The organism is Microcoleus sp. K1-B1 (genome assembly GCF_036704705.1).
Taxonomy (GTDB): domain Bacteria; phylum Cyanobacteriota; class Cyanobacteriia; order Cyanobacteriales; family Microcoleaceae; genus Microcoleus.
Window position 1 is genome coordinate 1 of sequence record NZ_JAUBSH010000006.1, and the last position, 26158, is coordinate 26158.

A 26158-nucleotide genomic window follows, 5' to 3' on the forward strand; every position below is an offset into this window, starting at 1 on the left:
GTGTTTTTACATTTTACATAATTCTTGCATATTACTTTTATAAGTATTTCTACTTATTGCATAATTGAGATGCTCCCGTTCGATTTCCTCTTGCGTGAGTATCTTTGCCTGCCCGTGCCGTTCTATCTTCATGCTTGGTGTATACTCGACCCGATGCTCCAAAGTCTTACATACTTACTGCATTGCTGCACCGGTAGGCGGGTATTTCTTAATGCGGCGGTTGAGCGAGAGCGAGGGGAAGGAAAGGGCGATCGCAGTCCAGTTTATTGATATGTTTGGTTAATAATACAAGCGCTGCGGTTGAGGTGAAATGATGCCATTGAGAGCATTGTTTGAAGGTCGAGAGCTATTAGCCCCTCTGATGCCCGATGAAGAATGGCTCAATTTAAAAGCTCAGCGCCCAAAAGTTAGACTGTGCTGTTGTGACTCAACTGGGTACTTACGCACGTCTAAACTCGGCACCAAGCATTTTGTTCACGGCAAAGACAGGATTTGTAATTGGGCACCGGAAACGTGGCAGCACCTATTAGCCAAGACTGAAATTGTTCGAGTCTGTCAGCAATTTGGCTACGACGCAAAAACGGAAGTTTCAGGCTCAGATTGGAGAGCTGATGTTTTAGCCACCAAAACAGACCGGGGAAAGTTAATCAAGCTAGCTTTTGAGGTGCAGTGGAGTCCGCAAACTTTAGAAGAAACTGCTGCAAGGCAAGCCAAATATCAGCGGGATGGCATCCGCTGCTGCTGGCTGTGGAGCAAACTTCCTACATCTCCTGATTTTAGTTGCCAAAACTTACCTATGTTTAAGTTGTGGCTGGAATCAAAGGATACTCTAATGGTTGATGCCTCTACCAGAACCCTGACGCTTTCTGAATTTATGGCAGCTCTGCTGTCAAGGCATTTTAAATTTGCTTCTCATTACCGAGTCCGTCAAATTCAGCAAGTTAAGGTAGTTTTTTTTGCTGTGGTTTGTTGGAGATGTCAACAACAGCACTACCTTTATTACATCCCAAATGCTGGGTATTATTCAGAATGCGGAATAAAACTAGATGAGGGAGCTTTTGGGGCTTTCGACAGCGACTTTTGGCTGTTTAAGCCTGAACTGATCCAAGCAGTCAAAAACTATTTAAAAACAGAGGCAGGTCAAACAATTTGCATGGGAGAGATCAAGAAACGGTACAGTAAAACAGTCAGGCGTTCTTATATGCCGTTTGGATGCAAAAAATGCGATGCCATTTGGGGCGACCATTTCTATTTTGAGGCTATGTCCGAAGCTTGGTACGGTTATATTCCTACTATCGAACATGAGCTGCAAATAAGTTTAAATTTTCCCCTTAATCTGAATTCACGACCTCACTGGTGCTATTCAACAATAGGCAGTTTTTGCGATTGAAGGAGCAATAGCATCAATTTTCGGCTTGGATAAGAAAGGGATTAATTGAGGTCAAATTTCATGCAATGCCCTGAATGCAACTCGACGTACATCCGTAAAAATGGGCAACGACGCGGTAAACACTCATCACATTTGTGTGGCTTGTGGTCGCCAATTCATAGACCGTTATGAACCAGCCTTTAGGCTAGCGAGGCTCTCAGGCGTGAGTGCCTCAAAATGTATGTCAATGGCATGGGGTGGGTATCCAACGGGTGAAGGATGTACACTATACCACTGTGATGTACTGGGTAAAACAGGTGGGGCAAAATCTGCCCGATGGTTACGCTCATCTAGACCACACCGCAGGTCGGTGAACTTGACGAATTGGAAAGCTTTGTCGGCTCAAAAAAAACTTGCATCTGGCTGCCAACAACGGTAGACCATTTCAGGGTAGGGATTCTCGGCTTTGTGTTGGGCGACCGAGCGTGGGGAGACATTCAAAATGGACGAGCGAAATGTTGTTTTGCTTGCGGTACAGCGAAAGCGCTCTCTGTGTCCGAGTTGCGAGCAACCTGTGGTTTCTTTGAAGTTTCGCTTTTGTCCATACTGCGGAAGTTCTTATATTACAAGATGTCTTCTACTTAAAAAAGTTTCTCATCGAGTGAAACCGTTGCTAGGCAAGGATTAAAGCTTGCTTGGCTCCTGGCGATCGACTTTTTCTTGATGTTTGACACTTGCGGATGCCGAATGTGGGATTTAATATTGGTATAACTCTAAAATGATCTTCACAGGGTGCTTATGAGTGAGAAAACTTTAGTTGGTTACTTCGAGAGTTGGTCGGAGATGTACGCTAGTAATCCTGGACAACTCAGCCTAGCAAATCTAGCGCCCTATGTGAACACAGTAATTGTGTCTTTTATAAAGCCAGATTGCAATTACCGTGGTAATTGCAACATTGATGGTACAGGGCTAGAATTCTGGGCAAATAATAATGAAGAAAAGGATGGAACAATATTCAAAGACGCAATCGCTTTGTTGAAGCAACGCAATCCCAACACCAAAGTTCTGGTATCAGTTGGGGGAGCGAGTTACAAAAATTTTGCTCAACTGAATCCCACAGCAATTGCCGATATTGTTAAAGATTTTGGATTTGATGGTGTTGATATTGACTACGAGCCCGATCAGGCTGAGTGTTCATTAGTAGATGGTCGTATTTCCTGTACAACAGATGCAGAGTTTCGCAACATTGTCAACCAAATTCGCCAAGTTCTACCCAGACCCTATTTAGTTACGCTTGCAGCTTGGAGTATTGGTGCTTACGGTGAAGGGCAATGGGTCGATGCCCAACCCAAAGGTGTGACAACAGGATTGATGCTGAATTTACTGCGATCGCCCGAAAGTGAAATGATTGATCAACTTCACATTATGTCTTTTAATGGAGGTTCAACCTACAATCCTCAAGAAGCCTTGGCAGCTTACCAAAACTATTTCAAAGGCAAAGTGGTTATTGGAGTGAAAGTTCCACCCGAAGATTGGGGCGGTCACGTCTATACTTTAGCAAAAGTGCGAGCTCTGGCACAGGCAGTTGTTGAGAATGATGCTGCGGGAATAATGATATGGAGTCTGCAAAGTCAGCCACATAAACCATCAGAAGACAATCCGAATGCTGAAATGATTGCACAAACAATCTGTAAATCTTTTGGATTTGGTAATTGTCAACACCCACTATTTAGCATACCTAATTAATCTTTCAGCAACGTCTATAAACTGGGAAAAACTCATAAGAAATATTCTCTCAGGAGGCAGCAGAGATGGCAACACACAAAATTCAACCAGGCGATAACTTTAAGAAAATTGCTCAACAGTATTATAACGGAGATGGTGCTTTGTGGCCTAATATTCAGGCAGCCAATCCAGGGGTAGACCCCAATAACCTTCCAATAGGTCAAACGATTCATATTCCCGATTCACCCGACCCAAGGAAGCGGAATAGTGGCAATAGTACCCGACTGTAATAGCTCGTGGAGACATATCTGGAGTAAATGCCTAGCCGTTACATGGGTATTTATTGTTTGTTTCAACCTGCGGCTGGCTTTCTAGATAGCTCCGCACCCAAGTGCAACCTCGTGCGATTAGTTCATCATATGATTCAACAGACCACAACTTGGTAGTTCCGTCTTTTACCAAGGTTACCAATTGACGGCCATTTGGGCTAAAACGAACTTTTAGAAGTTTACCTGAATCGACACCTGAATCTACTTTAAATTCTGCTAGTTGCTGACGCTGTAAGTTCCATAAGCGGACATAGCCATCCCCTCCAGCAGTAGCTAGCTGCTGCCCATCTGGACTAAAACTGAGGTCTTGAAGCACACTGATGGGATGAGCTTTGAATTTATCTTCTAGTTTCTTGTTCCGCAAGTTCCACAAATATAAAAATCCTGCATCGTCCCCAGTAGCGAGTAACTGACCATCTGGACTAAAGCTTACACTGCGAACAAAGCTTTGATGTGGAAATTTCACTAACGGCTGAAAATAAGAGTGGGGAATTTTTGTCAATGCCGTAGAATTGGGTAAGCTCCACAAACTGGCGGTCAAGTCGTTACCAACAGTAGCCAGTTGCTCTCTATTCCTACTAAAGCTGATGCCGTTAACACCCTGCTGATCGTGGGAAAATGTTGCCAAAAGCTGACCTTGTAAGTTCCGCAAGTGAGTGGTGAAGTCTTCTTTCCCTGCAACAGCCAATTGCTGTCCATTAGGGCTGAAACTAAGAGTGGTGATTGGAAAAAAGTAGCCTTTAAATTTAGCTACTAATTGTCTATTCTGCAAGTTCCACAAGCAAACGAAACCTTTTTCGTCTCCGGTAGCTAACTCTTGGCTAGTGGGGCTAAAACTAAGGCTATTGATGGCATCACACTTCCCTCCAAATTTTGCTGCCAACCGTCTATCTTGCAAGTTCCACAAACGGACAAAACCTTTTTCGTCTCCGGTGGCCAAGTGCTGTTCATCAGGAGTAAAACCAATGCTTTTAACCGTCTCTTGATGCTCTTTGAATTCAGCAACATACTTATGCTGCAAGTTCCATAAGCGGATAGTACCATCGTTTCCTGTAGTCACCAGGTCAACTCTTGGAGTAGCCTGTCCTTGGCGATTCGGATTAAAAGCAATGCTCCAGACCGCGCCTTGATGACCTTTGAGTTCCGTTTTTGGCTGACGGCTTTGCAAGTTCCACAAGCGGATAGTACCTTGATCGTCTCCAGTAGCGAGTTGCTGTCCATCTGGGCTAAAACTGATGCTCCAGACCGGACTTTCATGTTTTAAATCGTCTATCTGGTGATGAGTTTGCAAGTTCCACACACTGACTGTACAGTCATATCCTGCTGTAGCTAACCTCTGACCATCTGGGCTAAAACTGATACCCCATATGGAGTTTTGACGCCCGCAGATGGAGTTTCGATGTCCGCGTAATTCTGCAACCTGCTGACCCTGCAAGTTCCACAACCGGACTATGCCGTTATCTCCTCCTGTAGCCAATAGCTGACCATTTGGACTAAAGCTGACTCTCCAGACTCCTTTTTGATGCCCTGAGAATTCTTTGATCTGCTGACCCTGCAAGTTCCACAACCGGATAGTGTCGTCATATCCGCCTGTAGCTAATAGCTTTCCATTAGGACTGAAACTAACATTATAAACACTGCCATTATGTCCTGAGAATTCTGCAAGCTGCCGACCCTGCAAGTCCCATAACCTGGCTTTGCCGTCATCGCCTGCGGTAGCCACTTGTTGTCCATTCGGGCTAAAACTGATGCTCCTAACTATACCCTGATGCGCCCGTCCCTGGTGTTCATTATAAAACTCTCTCAATTTATGACCGTGCAAATTCCACAAGATGACTTTGCCATCATCTCCGCCGCTAGCAAAATACTTGCCATCTGGACTAAAACTGACACTAGGGATACTGCCATCATGCCCTTGCAGACGATTAAACTCTTTCGCCTGATAAAGTGCCTTGTGCAGCGTTTCTCTCACTTGGTTTTGTAAGAGATTATCTGGCTTAATTATCTGCAACAGTGGCTGCTTTAGGGACTTTACTGACTGTAAACTACTCAGCAGTGCATCAAACCCTAAATTCGAGCGCAAGTTGGTTTCTGCTGCTTGTCTCAAAGTACGGGTTTGATCTATTTGTGCCTGTCTTTGACCCCTTAAAGAGAAAAACAAACCTCCAAGTAACACAACTATAAAGCCCAATCCAAAACTCCAAACTAAAATAATATTCTGGTATTTTTTTTTAATACTGCACTCCACAAACACGTCCTCTATCTGGTTAAACCAGTTGTCGTCGGATCTCTTAATTTGTTCTAACTGTGGCAGTCGTGGGTCGTCATACCAGAGAAACCCTACAGCCTTTTTATCCCTTTCCCTTTCTTTTTTGCTCCAATTGTTCGCGGCGGTAGTCAGTTGCCGTTGCAAAGGAAGATCAACTTTTAATGGTCTTTCAGATTCCTGTGGCTTAAACCTACTATCTTTTTCCTTCAATCCAAAATATAATATAACATTATCTAAATTTTTCCCTAACCTTATTTTCGCTTTATTAACTCTGGTTATTCTATCTGTATTTTCTTGTCTCTCTTCTAACCAAAACTTTATCTTACTCCATCCCCGGACTAACTCATCATGAGCAGGTTCTACATATTTCCCTTCTGAATCTTTTCCTTCTACTAATAACCGTGCTTTTACAAAACAATCAATAATCTTGTTGACCAACTTATTGGCAGTTTCGGGATAGTCAAGTTCGTCTCTTAATATTCTTCTACGAGCTACTTCACCACCACTAACTGCTACCATCCGCATCATGACATTACGGATAGTTATTTCCATCATTTTTTTATCATTTCCAACAAAATCCAGAACTAAATTATTATATTCCTGGTTCGCTCTTTCTATAAGTGAGCGTCTCACTCCTCCTAACTCTTCGTAATCTTGCTCAGTAATGGAGCGGTCAATTTTATCATTTTGTTTGTGAGCTTTCTCTTGTCTTTTTAAATACTTGAAATAAAGCTCACTCAGCGTGAAAGATAGTAGAGGCAATGCACCAGGTACATTTTCTACTTCACCAATCAGCTTATCTACCAAAGGGTTTTCAGAATCCTTCGATTTAAAATAAATTGCCTTTGCTAATGCAGGTTTCTCGATAACTTCCCGCAATTGCGGGCGATTCATAGGTGACACTATTAATTCGGTTTGATTCCGATCTGATTTGAGGGTGGAGTCAAGAAAATTTTTAAATTGAGGTTCAAAATCTGAACGTAGTGTCAGCACCAAACGTAACTGCTTTGGATGGGAGGCAGTGAGCTGTGTTAAAAGGTTTAAAAAAGTCTCTCGCTCTCGCTCTTCCTGACATAAAGTAAATAATTCTTCGCTCTGGTCAATTACCAACAGAAGTTTAGTCTTTGGATTCCCCTCAATCCAGTTATTAACATTTTTGACATACTCCTGTGGGTCTTTTCGTAGCGTCTCACTAAGTTGGAGAACTTTCTGGCGATATGATTCGTCTTCTTGCTCTAACTGCTCGCAAAATTCTTTCTCTTTTACCTCTGAGTGTTTCTGACAAAGCTCAACCAATTCCTTCAAGTAATCCTTGACAAGAAAAACTCTCACTTTAGGATTGCTGTTTTCCCAAGCTGCAATGATGTTCGGAAGTTGCCTTGGTTCTTCCTGTAGTGTTTTACTGAGAGGATCAATTTTGGCTAGCTCATCTTTGGTTGCGCCATTAGCAATGAATAAGCTAACTTCTGCGAGAGGAATTAAGGGAGATTTACTCGGACGGATGGGAGGTAGAATGAACCAATTTTCTGCGCTTTTCTTTCCCTCCTCATTCTTTTCTGGCTGATTCTGTTTTTTAGTTTCTATTTCTCCTGAGTTTCGTATACTAGGAATTAATCCAGCTTTTACGAGACTTGACTTGCCAGATCCAGAAACACCTAACACTACAGTTAGTGGTTGTTTGGCAACAATTTCGTGCAGCTTTTCTATGAGCGCTTTTCTCCCGAAAAACAAAGCGCTGTGCTTTTCATCAAACGACTCTAACCCTCGATAAGGATTTTGGGATTTATCGAGAGGTGGTGCTGGGGGTAAGTTGAGTGGATGCTTGGGATTGAGGAAGATATACTCACCTCGATCGTGCTTTTTGAGAGGCCACAAGCCTGGGGTTTGCCGTTGGCTATGTCCGTCAGTTTCTAGTTCGATCAAGCGTTGCAACATATAGCTGTAGAGATCGTGAGCAGTTATCACCCCATCTCCAGGTAGTTGGCCATTATTGGCCGGAGGGTAAAGATCTGCTTTCCCTTCTTCTAGGGCTTCTATTAAGGCAGTGGCAAAAGGAGAATGTTCGCTAGTTTGTCTACCCTTTGAGCTGAGTGAAAAAGCATCTTGGGCAGTTTCGTCATAGCTAGCAGAGGTAATTACCTGCCAAGCTGGGTCTTGAATAAAACGTTCGTAATGTTCTTGGTAAATCTCTTCTGGAACAGTTGAAAAGTCTCTGTTAATCGACCAGCGAAAAGCCCCAGCAAAACAGCAGTCTAAAATTCCTAAAAAATGACGGCATTTTAAATTGCTAAGCCAGTCGTGTACATCTATCATTGGCAGATAACTGCTAATATTATCTTTCTGGGCATCTTGGGGAATTAGGAATCCTTGCGGCCCATCTTTTCCTTCTAGAGCTACTCCGTGACCTGCAAAGTAGAATAGCAGACAATCATCGGATGTAACCTCTTGGAAAAGTAATTTCAGCAGATTTTTGAGTTTTTCTTTATTAGCGTCCCGATCCAAAAACAGCTTTACTTCATATTCGTGAGGCTTTTGCTTTAAAATGCCAGCAATTCTTTCCGCATCTTGGACAGCATTTCGCAATACGGGAATACCTTTTGATTCCTGATATTCGTTAATGCCAATGACAATAGCAAGACGGCGAGAAAAATCTGACATGGTTACTCCCTGATATTTATGTTGGCGGGATGTAAAGAGCAAGCGACCCGAAAGATACGCTTAGCGCAACTTTGCCTCAAAAGGAAATGGGTTAATGCTTCTGTAAACGCTCAAACATTGATAAATCAATAGAGGTTGTTGTCGAACTTTGCCTAATTGGGGGAATTCTAAGGAACGGTTTGAGTATGGGGAAGAACAGATGAACTTGGTGTATCCGTCGAAACTCCAGTGGTTTGCTGAGATGGGCTAATAGGAGGAATGTTGTCGCAGAGGTGGCGATCGCTCTCATTAAGGTTAGGGTTCTTTAAATAGTAATCACGCACCCAATTGCAACCGAGTTCCAATAAATCATCTAAATCTAGATTCCAGAGCAAAATTTTGTTACCACCTGCCGCAGTCAACATCTTGCCATCGGGGCTAAAGTTTAGGCTAGCAACCTGATTGCTATATCCTTGGAGTGTACTGAGTTCCTTGCCATCTAAGTTCCAAAGTTTTATCGTGCCACGAACATCCCCTGAAGTCACCATTTTGCCGTCAGGGCTGAAGCTTAGGCTAGAAACATCGGTTCTATGCCCTCGGAATGTTTTAAGTTCCTTGCCATCCTCTATTCTCCAAAGTTTTAATGTATCGTCATAACTTGCCGAAGCCAGCATTTTGCCATCGGGGCTGAATCTGACCATAACGACCGCATCGTTATGCCCTGCGAGTGTTTCGAGTTTCTTGCCGTCCTTAATTCCCCAGAGTTTAATCGTGCCATCACGACTAGCCGAAGCCAATATTTTGCCGTTTGGGCTAAAGCTGACCCCCAATACTTCCCTGCTATGCCCTTTAAGTGTTCTGAGTACCTTTCCCTCCAAACTCCAAAGTTTAATGCTATTGTGAAGAGCGGGTGAAGCTAGTATTTTGCTGTCAGGACTGAAGCTAATGCTATTAAGCGTATAGCTATCTCCCTTAAAGCTTTTCAGTTCCTTGCCATCCTCTATTCTCCAGAGTTTGATTGTACCTTCAACATAGCCCGCAACCAGCATCTTGCCGTCACGGCTAAAGCTAATACTCCAAACCGGATGATTATCATATTTGAACAGTCTGATCTCCTGTCCGTCCCCTATAGTCAAGAGTTTAATCGTGCCATTATTACTTGCCGAAGCTAGTATCTTGCCATCAGGGCTGAAGCAAATGCTGGTACTATCTCCCTCGATCATTCTAGGTTGATTACCTTCCAGGCTCCAGATTGTAACGCTAGGGTAATTACTCCCTGAAGCCAGCATTTTGCCGTCTGGACTAAAGCTAACGCTCCGAAACTCCTCCCGATTTTGCCCCTTGAGCGTTTTGAGTTCTTTTCCGTCTAGGCTCCAGAGTGTAATGGTGTCGTCAAAGTTCGCCGAAGCGAGCATTTTACCATCAGGACTAAAGCTGATTCTCCAGATGGTTTTACTACGGCCTTTGAGCGTTTTGATTTCCTTGCCGTCCAAGCTCCAGAGTTTTATCGCGCCATCATTACCTGCCGAAGCCAGTATTGTACCGTCGGGGCTGAAGCTGACGCTGTTAACTGGACTCCTCCAATCATTATGTGTATTTGCCTTAAGCATTCTGAGTTCCTTGCCATCAAGATTCCAGAGTTTTACCGTGCCATCACTGTTCGCTGAAGCCAGCACTTTACCATCAGGGCTGAAGGCGACGCTATTGATCGCAGCAGTGTATTTGAGCACCCTCAATTCCTTGCCAGCCAGATTCCAGAGTTTTACCGTGCCATCACTGTTCGCTGAAGCCAGCATTTTACCATCAGGACTGAAGCTAACGCTGAAGGCCCAATTGTTGCTCTGCGTCTTAAGCGTCCTAAGTTCCTTGCCATCCAAATTCCAGAGTTTTACCGTGCCGTCGCTACTTGACGAGGCCAGCATAGTACCGTCAGGGCTAAAGCTTACGCTCTGAACCTCCCGACTATGCCCTGGAAGTGTCCGGAGTTCTTTCCCCTCTAGATTCCAAAGTTGAATGGTGCCATCATCACTTCCTGAAGCCAGCATCTTGCCATTGGGACTGAAGTTGATGCTATTGACCACCTTGCCTCGTCCCTGCCATCGATTGCGCTCTGTCACATCATAAATAACCTGATGCAGTGCAGTCATAATCTGGTTGGTAGTATCGGCATCTGGCCCAATGACCCATTTGATGTTTTTTCCTGCTTTTATACCTTCTACTAACGCCTCCAATCTTTGGTTTAAGGCAAAGAATGCTTCTGAAGATGTAGCTAAGCTTCTACTATATGCCTCTTGCGCCCGAGTAAAAGCAAATACCTGCACACCAATAAGAAATGTTGTAACAATGCCAGTCGTGCGAAGGCGATTGTTGCGTCTTCTTTGCAGACTACGCTGGATAAACGCAGCTTCCATTTGGTTAAACCAATTGTCGCTAGATTGCTGAATTTGTTCTAACTGTGGCAGTCGTGGGTCATCATACCAGAGAAAACCACTAGCTTTTTGATTTCCTTCCTTTTCTTGTTTGCTCAACCAATTGTTCGCGGCGGTAGTCAGTTGCCGTTGCAAAGGAAGATTAACTTTTAATGGCTTTTCAGATTCCTGTTGCTTAGCTATACTATTATTTCTCTTCAATCGCCGGGAAGACCTGATATTGGCTATTCTTTCATTCAACAAGCTTTTGATTTTATTAAATTGGCTTATTTTCTCGGTCTTTTCCTGTCTCTCTCCTAACCAGTTTCTAATTTTAGACCACCCTCTGACCAAAGCATCATGGGCAGGTTCTACATAGGGGTTATCTTCCCCATCTTTTCCAGGAATGAGTAGGCGAACTTTACTAAAGCACTGAATTGCCTCTTCTACTTGCGCTTGAATCGCTTCTGGATAATTCAGTTCCGACATTGGCACTCGCCTCCGTGCCAATTCACCGCCACCAAGAGCCACCATTCGCAACATCACATTGCGTACAATTTGCTCGTAAGCTGGGTTTTCATCTACCAACTTCTGATATTCCTGGTCAGCTCGTTGAGTCAGGGATTGAGTGACTCCCCCGATTTTTTTATAATCTTCTTGAGTTATAGCGCGGTCAATTGTAATTCCTTTATCTTTCGCTTCTTTCTGTCGCTTTAAATATTCTAGATAAAGCTCACTCAAAGCAAAAGATAATAATGGTAATGCCCCAGGCATATCCGCCACTTCAGTAATCAAGTCCTCTACTAGCTGATGCGAGTCAAAATACATTACCCGTGCTTCTGCAGGTTTTTCAATCGCTTCCCGCAACTGGCTTCGCGTCATTACAGGCACTGTAAATCGCCCTGTTTGCCAACTATCATTGATAGCGGTGTTATCCAAATGTAGAGTATTTGGAAGTAATTTGACGATAAAATCTCGTAATTGAGGTTCAAAATCAGAGCGAACGGTGATTACTACTCTTAATTGATGGGAATGGGTACTAATAGCATGAGCTAATTGGCTCAAAAACTCCTGGCGTTCTATGTCATTTTTGCAGAGAGTAATCAGTTCTTCACTCTGGTCAATAAACAGCAATACCTTGGAGCCGGGATTGCTACTTGCCCAAACTTTAATACTGTTATTCAGGTTCTTAATCGACTGCGCCAAAGCAGTATTGGGAACTTCGACTTCTGAAAAGTTGGCTTTTTTGAGCGCATTATTCAAGTTCCGAAATGGTGATTCACCTGGACGTATTGGGTCTAAAATAGTCCAAGCTGGTTGATTTTTCCTCAATTCAGGAATTAAACCTGCTCTTACTAGACTAGACTTTCCTGCACCTGAAGCACCCAATACAACAGTAAGGGCTTTATTATTCACAAATTCATATAGCTTATTTACAAGTGCTGTTCTACCAAAAAACCAATGCTGCTGGTCTTCATCAAACGGCTCTAACCCTCGGTAAGGATTTTTCGATTTATCCAACGGGGGTGCATTACGTAAGTTTAAATCATGCCCCGGCGTTAAAAAGATATACTCACCTCGGTCATGATTTCTCAGGTGCCACAAACCGGGAGTCTGACGTTTTCCAATTTTATTGGTTGGGGGTTCAATGCAATCGCGCAAATACGAATAAAGTTCAGTAGCAGTAATGACACCATCTCCTTGAGGCTTACCATCTTTAGCAGGGGGGCTGGTATCTGCCTCACCTTTTAAAGCATCAATCAAAGCCGCCGTAAAGGGAGAGTTATTACCTTTTTCGCCTCTACAATCTCTTAAAGAAAGTTTGTCTAGTGAAGTTTGGTCGTAGCTAGCAGAGGTAATGACCTGCCAAGCTGGTTCTTTGATAAAACGGTAGTAATGTTCAAGATAAATTTCCTCGGGGACCGTATCAAAATCTCTCGTACTCGACCAGCGAAACGCACCCGCAAAACAGCAATCTAAAATCGCGAGAAAATGACGGCAGGATAAAGTTGTAAGCGCGTCATGAACTTGCGACATTGGCAAGTAACTACTACTATTACCATTAATTGCATCTTGAGGAATTAGATAACCTTGTGGGCCATCATCTCCTTCTAATGCGATTCCATGTCCCGCAAAATAAAATAGCAGACATCCATCCGATTTTACGTATTTAGGCAAAGTCTCAGTTAGTAGTTCATTTAGTTTAGCTTGAGTCGCATCCCCATCTAAGAGTAACCAAGTTTGGTAGCCATGCTGTTCTTTCAAGAGCCAATCAATTTTTTCGGCATCATTCACAGCATTTCGTAGCGTAGCAATACCATTTTCGTATTGGTTAATGCCAATAACAACAGCCAAGCGTTGCAAAAATTCAGACATAGTTACCCCCTGATGTGATAGCTTGCTTGATTACAGTGAAAGAGCCTTAATGATTGCCTCTGACAGCCCCTTCAGCCCTTCTGGATGCGTGAAGTAAACCAAGTGGTCGCAAGCAATTTCAAGCACGTTTGGCGAAAGCGCTCGTACCGGCACATTTTTAATACTCTGTACCGTAACAGCAATATCATTGGGTTGCTCAAAAAATGGCAGTGCTACAACTTTGTTAAACAACTTCTGCATTAACCGCTCAATAACAGCAGGTTGTAATTCTGATTTAGCTTGCAATACAGCAGGTACTAGAGATGTATTTCCGGCTACAATTGTGTAGGGAATAGCGGGGTCTGGACTGGTAGCTAAAGACTTCAAAAAGGGTGAATTTGCTTGCATCTGATCCAAAGCTATATCAATGGTTTCAATCGCTCCTACTCCGATACCCAAAAGACTTAGCAACTGACCCATAATTGGTATTGGCCAAGTAATCGTAGATAAACCATTTAAACTAATCGCTAAAGCTGTGGTTGCCCAAGCTTGTACCGTCGGCCAAGGAGAACCGCCATTGGGAGTGCCCAACATTATCAAATGTTGAACAATTTTGTTTCCTCCTTCTCGCTCAATAAACCAACGAGAAACCAGTCCTCCCATTGAATGGGCAACAATGTGCAAAGTTTTGCCATGATTTTCCTTTAAACCCACAGCAGCTAATCTTTGCTTCAAAAGCTGTGCATTTTCTTCAATAGAAGTGTTTAGGTTTTCGTAATCAAAGGTGAGAACTAAATCGTAGAGTTGTGCTAATGAGCGAGAATGACCGTTAACATCAATCTTGGCTGTTTGCACAGATGGTACTAAGCTCAGAGTGTCGCCAATAATGCCATGAATGTAGAGTAAAATTCTCTCAGCTTTCTCAACCTTGGCTTTGACTTGCTCTATATCTGCAATATAGTTAATAGGCGTCTCTGAGCTAACATCAATTGCCGCTAAAATGGGATAAGGAAACTCTAAAGCTAGTTTCTCACTCAGAAGTTTTTGGAAAAAGATTTGAATTGACCCTCCCAAACTACGCCGTCCTTCACTGACAGGTTCGGGTAATCTTTGCAAAATAATTTCTGTTGTACCATCTGGCTTGGTCTTTGCATAACCTAAAGGTAAGAAAAACTCGCCATCATAAGCTAAAGGTAAAAGTTCTTCTTCTTGTCCTAGTGATTGGTCAACCAGTAACTTCAAAGGAGCCTCTGGTGTAACTGCTGATAAATTTTGGACTTCGCTCAACTCTAAGGCACTTAAACCAGGGTCATTTCCTCGACTGGTAGTAAATTGAAAAGGTTGAACATTTTTATCCTCTGTTCGCAGAACTGGGGGCAAAATGTGCTTGCCTAAATTTCGAGTGGATTGAGTGACTGTGGTAAGACGTGCCTTTGCTTGTAAGCTAGGGTGAGACTGCAATTTAACACCCGCTCCTAAAGAAACCGTTTCGCCGCCACCGGGGATAGGAGCGGTGTGCTGGGGTCGCACCGTAGTTATGATAACCTGACTGGTTACCCAATCGTCGTAAAGTTCTTCGTCTTCAGGACGATCGTAAGCATCGCGGGTTTGCACTTGATTCATGAGACGGTTTAGTGTGCTTTTCCGTTTTCCTGCTAAGCCTCGCGTTGAGCGATTCCGAGGTGCATCTAAGGGGTCTTGTGTCAGAAAATTGGCATCAAATTCAGCGGTACTAACAATTAGTTTGTAAATATCCTTAATTTCGGTAATTCCCTGTTCCCAAAGTTCTTTTGATAGGCGAGAGTAAATGACTTTACGTTCTAATGCCCAAGCTTCCTCATCCGGTTTCAGCCAGATTCCGGCAGTTGAAAATAAACCGGTCTTTACGGCATAACGGTCGGTTAAATTAATTACAGTGCAGTAGAGCGATTCGTGGCTAGTATTCTTGAGCTTAATCTGAAATGTTGGTTCTTTCCATTTCCCCTGTTCTTGTTGATATTCCAGGTGGATTTCAGGAGATTCTATCTCCTGACCATTTTGGAAAATCTGCATTCGCACGGCATTGGTAGGAATACGACTGGTTGCCGGACTGGAAAGAGTTGCAATATTCGCCCAACGTGCCATGTGTTCCAAGCGTGCGATCGCAACAGTTGCCGTTTCTGGTGTATAATCCCCAATCGGAGCAACCAAGGGGCGGCTATCCACAGGTTGCACAATTACATATTCTCCATTTCGGGCAAGTAATTGAAATTCGGCTGTCTCTGAAGTGGTTATTTCGCGGACGTACAAGGAAGGTTTTCCATCGGGACTGGCGGTGCGTAATGCTTCCTGTGCTAGTTCTACTCCAGTGGTTTCCCCCGCAATAGAAATCAGTATTGGCGGTAGAGGTAAATGGATAACAACTGCTTTAAAGGTGGTTTCTGAATCTAGGTCAGAAATTCCGCTGATGCTGATTTTACTTAACTGCGGCATTACTTCAGTCACCTGCACTTCTCCTAGAGCAGCCGATAGCTCAGATAACTGTTGTGGAGAACTGTCAAAGGGAAAAAGAGCTAAGGTAGTTGTCTCTGTATCAGCAGGGGGAACTATCCCGTGAATGGCTCCGCCATCAATAACCCAACCGTGATCTGGGTGATAACTTACAGTAAAGTAGGGAGTGGGAAGGCGAGGAGCGATCGCCCCACCAAGAAACGGTTGTTCTATATCTGCTTGTATGGTGGCTTCCAACTGAGGAGATTGTGCTTTTACTTTACTTGTAAGCAGTGCCTGGGTACGTTTGAATAAGTCTCGATAGGTTAAATTGCTATTTGCTTTTTGTAAAGTATCCATTAAAAAGTACGAGAAAGCCCCCCGACGTTTTCCGTCTCCACTGTACTCTTTGGCTTCCTCAATATCTCGGCAAGCAGCTAAAAAGACATATCTTGAGCCCGGTAAATCCCAGCCACTAGGGTTGGAATCGGAACTGCGAGATGTTGATTGTTGTTCGATTTCTACTTTAGAGATTAGGTAACTCTCTATTGGGCGTTTACGTTTGTCTATCGGTGCGCGGCGAGTATCTGAGATGCGAGAGCCAGAGCCAGAATGGCAGCAGTCCATCACAATGGTAATATGTGGATTCTTTGCAGCTACTTCAGCTATTAATTTGGCTACTTCCTTATCTACCAAGTCCCAGCTTTCTGGATTACGGCTATCGTAGCAAACGATGGTTTCATTTAAGCGGTCTGGCTCTAGGTGCCAAAATTCTTGGGGAGCTTCGCTTTGAGAACCATGTCCAGCAAAATAAAACAATGCTACATCTTCGCTTCCAGCTTGGCACAAATGTTGCTGAAAACCATGAATTACTGCCAGACGGGTAGCTTCTTCGTTCAGGAGTTTGTGTATATGTAATTTATCCGCAGGAACAGATCCTGTCAAATATTTTTCGATGGCAGTGATATCGTTAATACATCCTGTCAAAGGGCTTACCGGGTTCCTGTACTCATCAATTCCAACCAGTAGTGCGTAGATGTTACGAGTCATGAGTATTTCCTTCTTGTTGGTGGAAACAATTAATCGGAATATTTTCAGTTTTTAAAATTTGGGAAAAGCTTTAACGTTAATCAGCTTCTCTGCCTATATTTCCGTTGGTGTACAACTTAAAGATTCAACGGATTTATAAGCTTTTTTACCTTGGGTGTTATCAACCAATCAATTCTTCTTTAAGGGACAGTAATATATTTTGCCCAGCTTGTCAATAGTTTGCATGACTTTTTGACTGACGTACCAGGTGTCCATTAAGACTGTCCTAAAAGCTATATAGCGGTTCTTGGGTAGATGAGGTACACAATTCAACTTAAAAAGCTTGACAACACAGGGTTTCGGCGTACTCCATCTTTCTTAGAAAGGCTATACTCGTAGAAGGGGAATTGTCCCCGATGACACACACGTTTCGGCGTACTCCATCTTTCTTAGAAAGGCTATACCCTTGAAGTATACTACCCCTTGCAACATTTATAACAAATGGTCTATTTTGGTTTCCCCCTCCCCATCCGGGTCAGAGATTCGGTAATCTATTACCCAAAAACAGTGAGTATCAGGATTTACGTAGACACATTTAACTAATCCAATACCTCGAATTACTTTATGTTCATTGCCACTATATTGTTGGCAGAGTGAATTCAATATCTTGACCATCGATCATCCCCATAGAGTTCGAGCGATCTTCTTGGCATTTTAGTTGTTCCTTTTTTTTAGTACATTCAATAAAAAAAACCATCTGGGCGGACTCAAACATAAAAAGTTTTGCTTGCCTTTTCTAACTAATTTTAACGAATGAGAAGGCTGTATTTATTAAGGTAGCAGTTTCAGAGTTAGTGGCTAAATTTGTATTTAGCTTTACAATAATAATTATTGTTATGTCACTCAAATATGCTATCTTGGTTGTTTTAGTTTATAACTTGGTCAAAACAAAATTTTCCTTATTGGAGGGTGATTTTAATGGCTGAATTTCTTTTAACCAGATGGGAATCCATCCTTATGTTATCCTCTGCAATAAAAATCAGCTAAGACATATTTGGATATCAATATAAAAACCCAGAAAGTAACCCTAAAGAAATAGCGATAAATAATCAGCTTTTTATTGCAATGTTAATTTTATGCACCATAACTAAAAAATAACTACGACCGAAACTAATATAAAGTAACAACCTCAAATCAGGTACTAGCTTATTGGTTAGTTTTCTACCTGGCCAAAAGTATAGGTTTCTTCTCCAAGTTAGCTACAACCGGGGTTTTGCCGACAAGATACAAGCAAAATATGACATAAGGTAAAGTTTTGCAACAACAACCACGAAGGCGTTGTGCTCGATTGTGATAGTGTAGGCAGCGTTCAAGAAACCCGTCCTGGTGCCGTAAATTGAATGACGGCAGGACGAGGCATTTTCCACTCCGAACGCACGCCCCTGGACGAGCGGAGCTTTGAAGCCATCCTGCACGGCATCAAAACCTGGGTGGCACTTCCCGATGAATAGGAAGAAACCGACCCCTGGTTTCGACATCATTCGGCTACTGAACTGCCACTTGGTTCAAGACGGGGCTAGACAAAATTAGCCCGTTCTGGCGTTGCTTAATCAGGGTATGAAAAAATAACTTTAAAATCCAAAAGCTTTGTGGGTACTGGTTTCTATGACGGGTATATTTAGCGCTTCATACCGTAAATCAGCAACGCCCCCGTTCCTTCGTTGACCGTCATACAGCGCAATCCCATAAATTTGTCTGGTAAGCGTGGTTATGCTTTGTTGCGGCTGCTGTCGGATAATGCTTTGAGACGAAACGAAGTTAGTTAGTTGAGTGTTCGTTATTTTGCCCCAACCAGTAAGACTTTGCGGATTCTTGGCAAGGGACGTGGTACTCAGTCGGAAGTAGTTGACTTGGGGACGGGGACGGTTCAAGCGATCGCCAATTGGCAGGAAGTTAAACCAATTCGAGCCTGAGAAACTGACCCCTTATTCACAGCGCTTGGTTTTTCTAACTAGGACATCGGTTAATCGACGACGGTATTTGCAAGATTGTTGTCCGTCACAGCGAAAATGCTGGTATCAAAAAACAGATATCTCCTCACCGCAACAGACGGGGATGTGCGAAAAGTTCAGAAACTCAGCAGGCACAGAAAGCTTGACACTCTCATGATTTATGTGACAACTGGGGTCGCGACCAACAAGATGTTACCGAAATGCTGGATGGGATGTTTTGAGCGATCGGGGCGGTGTAGAGACGGTCGGCGCAGGACTTGGGCGATTGAGTAGTTCGGCTTTATGGGTTTTCAAACTTTGATAATTTTCGAGAGCGCGTATTAGCTTGTTTTTCTGATTAGGTAAAAATATCACCGTAAGTCCTAGAGAGCCATCGAAACAGAACATTTAGTTTGGCAACGGTTGGATGAATTAGGGATAGTACCAGGAACTTCTTTGTATTTTTCAGGAAAAAGAGTGAGGAAAACACGGGCCTGTAACCGGATTTGCTCTGGCTTGTAAGTGGAGAAGAAACTCTGGGAAATATCAAGTTAAAGAAGCTTGGTTTTTTCTCACAGATTTACGCTCATTGCGAGCAGCGCTCAATGCTTATAAGCAGCGGATGAACCTTGAATAAATGTTCCGAAACTGTAAAAAAGGAGGCTATAATATTGAAGGAATAAACCTCAAAGGCAACCGACTTATTAACATAATTCTGCTCATAACACTTGCGTACAGTTCAGCAATATTTCAAGGCACTGAATTGAAAAAAAAGCAGGTACAAAAATATGTATCTCGTCGCAAAGAACCCAAGAAAAAATATCGCAGACGGAGTACATCTGGTGTTGGATTAGATGGAGAAAAGTGGGTTAATTATCTAGAACAATATTCTTTGGAGGTGGAACAGTAAACGCAAGTTAACTCCTTCTAAACGCCGCTTTTATCAACAAGGTATGCGGGCAGCAACCCTTATACAGTCTATCTCGTAGACCTCTTGGTCACCCCCCCAGCAGTAAAACTTGGAAAAGTTAGCTAACTTCTGGGTAAAGTCACACCAGTGTTCAATCCTTAAATTGACGATACTCTGGCGATTCTACCCAAATTGTACAGAATCCCGAAATAGCTGGCCTTCCCGCCACTTCCAAAGTCACCCCCAGACGCTGGACATCCTTTTTACATTCCAGATCAGTAAGACTATCCGAATTCCACCTCATCAAATTCCGAGCAAACTTCCCCTCAGCACTCGTTGCCCACCGCAAAGTCTCCGCCTGCTCCTGAGTTAAAGAAACTCCTTCCCCCGGTGCAAACCCTCCTTGCGACCAAAGTAAACCCATCCACCCCATCACAGCACCGGCACCTAACGCCACCAACAGGATACCCGCAGCCGGTATCAAAGCAAGAGCCGATGTCCTCCACCGAGTCAACTGGGTCTGACGCACCAGAGAATTAACAGCCTCAGCGATTTGCCCCTCTTGCTTCTCAACCGCCACCCGTTCGTAACTCGCCAAAGTCTTGTTAATCCGCCCCACCCACCGATTGAACGCTAACTCAAAATCCTCCGGTTTCGGACTCTCTTGAATCAGCACTTCCAATCGGCCAGTAGCCAACAAAATCAGAAAAATCGGGTCAGTTGGCTCAATTTTCCCCTTAAAAGCCAACTCCAAAACCTTGCGCCGATACTCCTCAGATTGCCCCTCTAAAGCAATATCCAGCAAAGATTTAGTATCAACAGCACCATAACTCACGGCAACATCCCTGTAGTTTCAAACGCCTCATAAGCTGACAACATAAATGACTTAATCCGCTGCCGGCCCAACACACCGAGTTCCTGACTATTCCTTGCCACATCAAAAGTTATCCCCCGTGCATCGATCGCATTCCTTTCCCGCGAATAAAACTTAGGAAAATCAATGACCTTGACCTCATACTTTTTAATCGCATTCTGCACCTCCTCCATCTCTTCCACAGAACTCCAATCATCCTCCAATCCCAAATTGCGGACGAGAACGTGAGCAATCTTATTGTCAAAATGCTTAACTGACTTCAAAAAAAGCTGCACGCTATCGTAGCCCCCCGTGCAAATAAACCACTTGCAAAAACTAATGCGAGACTGCTTCCCCAACTCAATTAAATTGTTTCTTCCCATCCACTTAGTTACCAAAGGATAAACCTGAGCCGGTAAATTGACAATTACGCTCTTCTCAAACGCCAATTCAAAAATCCTATCCGCTTCGTAAAACTTCTTCTCGTCCTCGCTAAACAGAGCTTCACGGCATACGCTTTCATAGATTCGAGATACATCAGGATTAGAGCGATCGGTATCTACGGCAAAAAATGGGAAATTCTTGTCCAAGAAATACTGAATCAAAACCCTAGCAAATAGGCTCTTGCCAACCCCGCCTTTCTCTCCATCAATCAGATGAATTTTAGTAGCCGATTTTTCAACCTTCTCTAACCCGCACTCTTTGAAATCATTCGAGTTTTCTATCGCTGTATCCATACCTGAATCTCCTCCTTCATCTACCTGTTTAACCACAGAATCTGTTAGTTGCACTTGCTCCTTCGACTTTCTACTTCTACTTGCCATGTCGAACTGTCCTATTTCAGGTTGATTTCCTAACACAAATACAGTTATTTCTGCTTTTTAGGGATAGCTAATAACTGCCCAACCAGCAAGAAAATGTGCCTAATATCTAAATTCGCAAATCCAATACAATGACTAGCCTACCTGTATTTGCAGAGGTAATTAGGGTCAAATTCCGCTCAATAATTGAAACTCATTCATGCGAATCCTGAATCATCGAAATCCTCGCCACCCTCTAATTCAAAGAAGTCATCCGCAGTCAATCCGCTACGAGTGGAATGATTAGGAGGCGTCAAGCTTTCCACACCGTAAAGCAGAGAACGGTCTGCCTCCTCAATGCCAGCAGGTACTTCTCGCGAAGATGGTATTTGGGAAATAGGCATTCCCCCTATATTAGTAGGAGGATATTCAATCCCGCCTCGCTCGCGCAAATAGAGAGCGTGCTTTTCCAGAGCATAGACGGCATTTCTAAATAACCGCCCTAAAATAACTGGATCGATATTCTCTTTTTCCAGATATGCTAGCGGCAGCCAGTAAGGTCGCAAAGCTTGGAGAATCATTTCTCTCGAAGGCAGCCATAAATTGCCTTTAATATAGGACATCAAAACTCCATCAGGGGTAGATTTTAAAGGCTGATAGCGCCAAAGAAAATCAACCCTTTCTTTTTCCTTAGCCATGAGTCACTATCTCCTTTAAAGTGGAATATTTTGACCCACAAACAGCGTCTTCCGTTACCTGAGAATTGAACTGCTTTTTCAAAGTACCCTTGAAATACGAAAACATCCCATAGACATCATTGAGCCGATTTTCAAACCCTTTCTTTGACAAAATAGGTGGCATAGCAATTTCGGCATTCCAAATAACCGGGAAGCGATCGTAATGTTCGTTTAACTCCTTGCGGAGATAATCAGCCGTCCCACCGCAGAATACCAACTCATCACAATCCGGTGGCAAATTCTCATCCAACCAACTGGTAAGACTCCGCGCATATTCAAGCCGTGCCTCTTTGATGGCTGCTATCATCTGCTGCACTTCTTCAGCCCGCCCTTGCTTAGTCGTGCTGCGAGTCAACCGCATTAAAGGAGCTGCCTTGAACTCACATCCTGCTGCTGCGATCGCCGGAGTCAATCGCTCCGCAGTCTGCCCTGAAGTCCTAGCTACCACCCTCTCCACCATGCGGATGAAGCCCAAATCGCTTGTTTTTCCCGGCCTAACATCTCCCCGCTGAACCACCAGCAGGCTAGCATTGCGGTAGCCAATCATGGCGATCGCGCACACCCGCTCTTTCAAAAAAGAGCCGACTTTCTTGTTGTGCATCAGGTAAATGCCACCCCCCTCGGGCTTGCAGTTAAACGCCAACAATTCCACGCTCATCTGACCTGTAGGAGTTTGGTAATCTGCTAAAGCTTCCCGCAGCACCCGCTCGAACCTCCCTCGGTCTTCATATTCCCCCGGTGGCAACAATACGGCGATCGCCGCCGTAAATTTCGCAGGCAAATTCAGCTTTTCCTTAATCGCCCACATCCCAGCCAGAGTTTTGTGCAGCGCCCTCTCGTACTTAAGCTCCGAAAGGCCAGCATTGGCGTGAAACCTCTCTTTCGCCAAATACCCTACTGCCCTGTAATCGTTCCTAAAGGCAACCCAAGCCGTATTCTCAGGCTCGGCTGACCCCAATTGGTCTCTGCCATAAGCCAAAATTGATTCGTGCGGTACAGATACGACCTCCGGTTCCATGCACAGCAGTCGAATTTGATTCTTTGGCCCTGCGTAGAGAATTTTGGTAGCAGACCCCCCGTAATCGTAAGCCGCGATCGCTTGAGGCCAGATGGTTTCGATAGTAGTTTCGCTCATATCGCAGGTCTTCCTAATTGAAGTTTCAAGAGTGGTAAAAAAACAGCCCTGTACGTTTGGACATGCAGAAATAACCCTTACGCTAAGCCAAGTGCGCCTCAAAAGAAGGTTGCAAAACAACAGCTATTGAGGGTTTAAAACGCACTTACTACTTATTAACCCTCTTAAAACCTCGCCTCCCTCAGCCAGTTGTCTGAATCCCAGCATCTACAAAAATCGGACTCACGGCTTAGGCTGGGACAAAGCTTTTGGTAGCAAGCTGTGTCAGAGGTGCGTGCAAACTGCTTTCTCTAACGGGATAGCACCCCTATGAGGAGAGCGCTGCTGCCAGCCTGTCGCTGTTCAATGGAAAATTTTCCATTAGACAGGCATCTCGAAAAAAGATGTAGAGACAAGGGCGATCGCGTATGCAAGCAAAAGTGGAAGAGCACGCATCATTAATTTTCCCAGATGTCTATTGGAAATTCCCACGCCTGTTAAGTTCAGCCAAATCTGGCTCTGGGCCACAGTGACAATGGAAAATTTTCCATTGGAAATTCCCACGCCTGTTGAATTCAGGCAAACCTGAGTCTAAGCCCCAGTGGCAATGGAAAATTTTCCATTGGAAAGACTGACATCGAGTTTCCATGCCTTAAAGCCCCTCCAGGCAACAAGCGATCTGCACGTGGCTGAGGCGCGATTGCCCTCCGTGCACGCTACCCGATCGCAGCCGAAGGATAAAGTTCGTTACCCCAACACCAAATAGCGAGCAAACTAGCCATGTCGAGATCCAAACGAATCAAAAGAATAGAGATACGCCTGACGCCAGAAGAACTTCAGCTTGCTGAGACAATGGCTAAAAATCTGCAGGTTAGCGTCAGCAGTCTGTTCCGATACCACACTTTTAAACAACAACATCAACCAGCTTTGTGCCAAAAATTAGCCGAACTTAACCTCCGGCTCAAACCGATTGCCCTTGCTACAGAACAAGCATTATGGATGGGGGAAAGAATTACACAACCAGCCAACTTTGAGAATCTGATTGAGCAAACTTTGGCACTGCTCAAGCAAGTACAGCAACAGCAAATGAACGTCCAACTTCTAATGAATTTAAGCGATTTTGAGTAAAATTTAGAAGCTCCTAGCGAAAAGTTTTTATAAAAATATCCAAAAATCCTCACTTTTTTACTACACAAGTTTTAAGTTTAGTAAATAATGATTGGCAAGCAGAAAATCGGTAAAAGTTTTACCCAATTGCTAAATTACCTCTTCTCCAAACAAGGATCTTCACTTATGGGAGGAAATATGGTAGGAGAAAATGCCCAGGAATTAGCTGCTGAGTTTCTCTTCTCCAAACAACTCAACCCTAGAGTTAAAAAACCAGTTTACCATGCGACCTTAAGTGTGCCTTCTGGCGAGTATATCCCTGATGCCAAATGGCGGGCGATCGCTCTAGATTACCTAGAAGGAATGGGACTGGATAAAAATCTGTTTGCTATCATCCGCCATACCGACCGCGACCACGACCACATTCACATTGCAGCCAGCCGTATCAAATTGGATGAACAAGGAACTTGCGTCTCAGATAGCTGGAACTATCTACGCAGCGAAAAATTGATTCAAGAATTGGAAGAAAAGTACGACTTGACACCAGCTTCCCGCAGTTTTCATAAAGAACGCCGTTCTCCCACGACTGGCGAACACCGACGGTTAGCAAGAACGAGGGAAATCAGCACGCGGGAACAACTGCAAACAGCACTAGATAGAGCAACCACTGACAGTCCCGCGATCGCTCTTTTGATTGACCGACTCATTGAACAAGGCATTAGTGTAAAAATAGAACCTACCCCCGCCGGCGAATTAGGCATTAGCTACAAATTAGGCAATATTGCTTTTAGTGGCACTCATTTAGGCAAAGCTTACACCTTCAAGGGGCTGCAAAAATACAGAGGAGTCACTTACTCTGCTAATACTGACATAAATGTGGAAGCCATTCCCCCATTGCAAGAGCGAGAATTGAACGAAATTTTGGAAACAGACAACTCTAAACCAAATAGCGACGCGAACACTGATAGTGATGCTGATGACTCCGGCGAAATGAGGAACAGCAGCATCGAGAGCAATTCTTCACCAATATACTTGCAGACCTACTCTAATATTGACAGGCCAGAGCGAGAAGGAAGCAGCACAGGGACTTCCTCAGAAACCGACAAAGATTCTCTAATCTCTGAGTCAGAAGATGTAGGCAAACCCGACTTGCCCAACGATCGCGAAACATCGGGGATCGACTCACTTAACTGGGAGTCTGTACGAAGCAATTTAATAGAAAATGCTTGTCTGCCAGTCGAATTAATCGACCTGCTACACGACAGGGGATGGATAGACGCAGACAGCCTGAACCGCCCTGTATTCCAACTCCGCACTCTTACAGGAGAGTACAGAGGAACCTGCACCTTAGACGCCAATGGAAAATTTTCCATTGACAGTCACGGGGGAGGCGCAGGCTCCGACAGTGAAAAGGGAGTTTTCTGGATAGCGGTTCAAAACAATATTGAAAGAGCCATTATTGCCAGCAACCCGGTAGAACTCCTGTCTGTAATTGCTTTAGATCCAGATTTCAATAAGAGGCCGACTTTATACTTAAGCATTGATGCGGTTTCTTCGCTGCCAACCGACTTTCTTAAGGAAGTAGAAACTATAGTAGCCGGCTTCAAAGGAGATCGAGACGGCGATCGACTGTCAAAAGAAATTATTGAAACATTCCCTCAATCAAAGCGAATCAATCCAGGCTTTGCCGGCTGGAACGCAATCTTAGCATCTCAAGAGCAAGAAAACGAAAATGGTTTTAACGATCGTGATGAAGCAATTGATCGCAATTTTGGCATAATTTTGGATTAATCAAAGCTCACTATTAGTATTTTACGCAGCTTTCATGGGACCAGGAAACGATGACTGAAGTTGGGCGATAAACAAATGGCTTATTTTTACGACGCCCTTTTCGACTTGTTTGAGCAGTAAAACCGTCGCTGCAACCCACCTAAAAACCAAACAATATGCTATTTGGAAAAGAGCTTTTTCCAAACCGGCTTGTCCAAGCCGTGGCTCAGACTCTATTATCAGTAGTGTGAAAGAGTGGAAGCGCCACCTTAAAATTATGAATCTA

Annotated in this window: 13 protein-coding genes and 2 pseudogenes; 7 read left to right on the forward strand and 8 right to left on the reverse strand. The window is 43.8% G+C overall.

Annotated features, from left to right (window positions below):
* Positions 1–310 precede the first annotated feature (310 nt).
* The 4 genes and pseudogenes from QUA83_RS03330 to QUA83_RS03345 all read left to right on the forward strand — a co-directional run bounded on the left by QUA83_RS03330 (position 311) and on the right by QUA83_RS03345 (position 3384).
* A complete protein-coding gene (locus QUA83_RS03330) occupies positions 311–1390 on the forward strand; it encodes a competence protein CoiA family protein (protein ID WP_333291494.1) in 1080 nt (359 codons plus the stop codon).
* A gap of 60 nt (positions 1391–1450) precedes the next feature.
* Positions 1451–1894: pseudogene (locus tag QUA83_RS03335) on the forward strand (IS1 family transposase); the annotation flags it as partial.
* 273 nt (positions 1895–2167) lie between these two features.
* Positions 2168–3115 (forward strand): glycosyl hydrolase family 18 protein, encoded by a 948-nt coding sequence (locus QUA83_RS03340; RefSeq protein ID WP_333291495.1) that lies wholly within the window; start codon positions 2168–2170, stop codon positions 3113–3115.
* Positions 3116–3180: 65 nt separating this feature from the next.
* A complete protein-coding gene (locus tag QUA83_RS03345) occupies positions 3181–3384 on the forward strand; it encodes a LysM domain-containing protein (protein ID WP_333291497.1) in 204 nt (67 codons plus the stop codon).
* Positions 3385–3415: 31 nt separating this feature from the next.
* Here the strand turns inward: QUA83_RS03345 and QUA83_RS03350 are convergent, their stop codons facing one another.
* The 4 genes and pseudogenes from QUA83_RS03350 to QUA83_RS03365 all read right to left on the reverse strand — a co-directional run.
* On the reverse strand, positions 3416–8350 hold the full coding sequence (locus QUA83_RS03350; protein ID WP_333291499.1) for an nSTAND1 domain-containing NTPase: 4935 nt from the start codon (positions 8348–8350) through the stop codon (positions 3416–3418).
* Positions 8351–8517: 167 nt separating this feature from the next.
* Positions 8518–13113 (reverse strand): nSTAND1 domain-containing NTPase, encoded by a 4596-nt coding sequence (locus QUA83_RS03355; protein ID WP_333291501.1) that lies wholly within the window; start codon positions 13111–13113, stop codon positions 8518–8520.
* Between the two features lie 30 nt (positions 13114–13143).
* On the reverse strand, positions 13144–16611 hold the full coding sequence (locus QUA83_RS03360) for a caspase family protein (RefSeq protein ID WP_333291503.1): 3468 nt from the start codon (positions 16609–16611) through the stop codon (positions 13144–13146).
* Positions 16612–17086: 475 nt separating this feature from the next.
* Positions 17087–17238 (reverse strand): annotated as a pseudogene (locus QUA83_RS03365) (IS701 family transposase); the annotation flags it as partial.
* 1178 nt (positions 17239–18416) lie between these two features.
* On the opposite strand from QUA83_RS03365, the gene QUA83_RS03370 reads away from it, so the two are divergent.
* Complete coding sequence (locus QUA83_RS03370; protein ID WP_333291505.1) at positions 18417–18563, forward strand: hypothetical protein; 147 nt, start codon at positions 18417–18419, stop codon at positions 18561–18563.
* Positions 18564–19642: 1079 nt separating this feature from the next.
* Here QUA83_RS03370 and QUA83_RS03375 read toward each other — a convergent pair.
* The 4 genes from QUA83_RS03375 to QUA83_RS03390 form a co-directional block, all read right to left on the reverse strand.
* The gene (locus QUA83_RS03375; RefSeq protein ID WP_333291506.1) at positions 19643–20326 is read right to left on the reverse strand and encodes a DUF6753 family protein; all 684 of its coding nucleotides are present in this window, start codon (positions 20324–20326) and stop codon (positions 19643–19645) included.
* On the reverse strand, positions 20323–21204 hold the full coding sequence (locus QUA83_RS03380; RefSeq protein ID WP_333291508.1) for a mobilization protein: 882 nt from the start codon (positions 21202–21204) through the stop codon (positions 20323–20325). Before QUA83_RS03380 ends, QUA83_RS03375 begins: the two co-directional genes overlap by 4 nt.
* A 158-nt stretch (positions 21205–21362) precedes the next feature.
* The gene (locus QUA83_RS03385; RefSeq protein ID WP_333291510.1) at positions 21363–21842 is read right to left on the reverse strand and encodes a hypothetical protein; all 480 of its coding nucleotides are present in this window, start codon (positions 21840–21842) and stop codon (positions 21363–21365) included.
* Positions 21835–23016 (reverse strand): ParM/StbA family protein, encoded by a 1182-nt coding sequence (locus tag QUA83_RS03390; RefSeq protein WP_333291512.1) that lies wholly within the window; start codon positions 23014–23016, stop codon positions 21835–21837. The genes QUA83_RS03385 and QUA83_RS03390 overlap by 8 nt, the downstream gene beginning before the upstream one ends.
* Before the next feature lie 759 nt (positions 23017–23775).
* Here QUA83_RS03390 and QUA83_RS03395 point away from each other — a divergent pair.
* A complete protein-coding gene (locus QUA83_RS03395) occupies positions 23776–24123 on the forward strand; it encodes a plasmid mobilization protein (protein WP_333291514.1) in 348 nt (115 codons plus the stop codon).
* Between the two features lie 87 nt (positions 24124–24210).
* A complete protein-coding gene (locus QUA83_RS03400) occupies positions 24211–25893 on the forward strand; it encodes a relaxase/mobilization nuclease domain-containing protein (protein WP_333291516.1) in 1683 nt (560 codons plus the stop codon).
* Positions 25894–26158 lie beyond the last annotated feature (265 nt).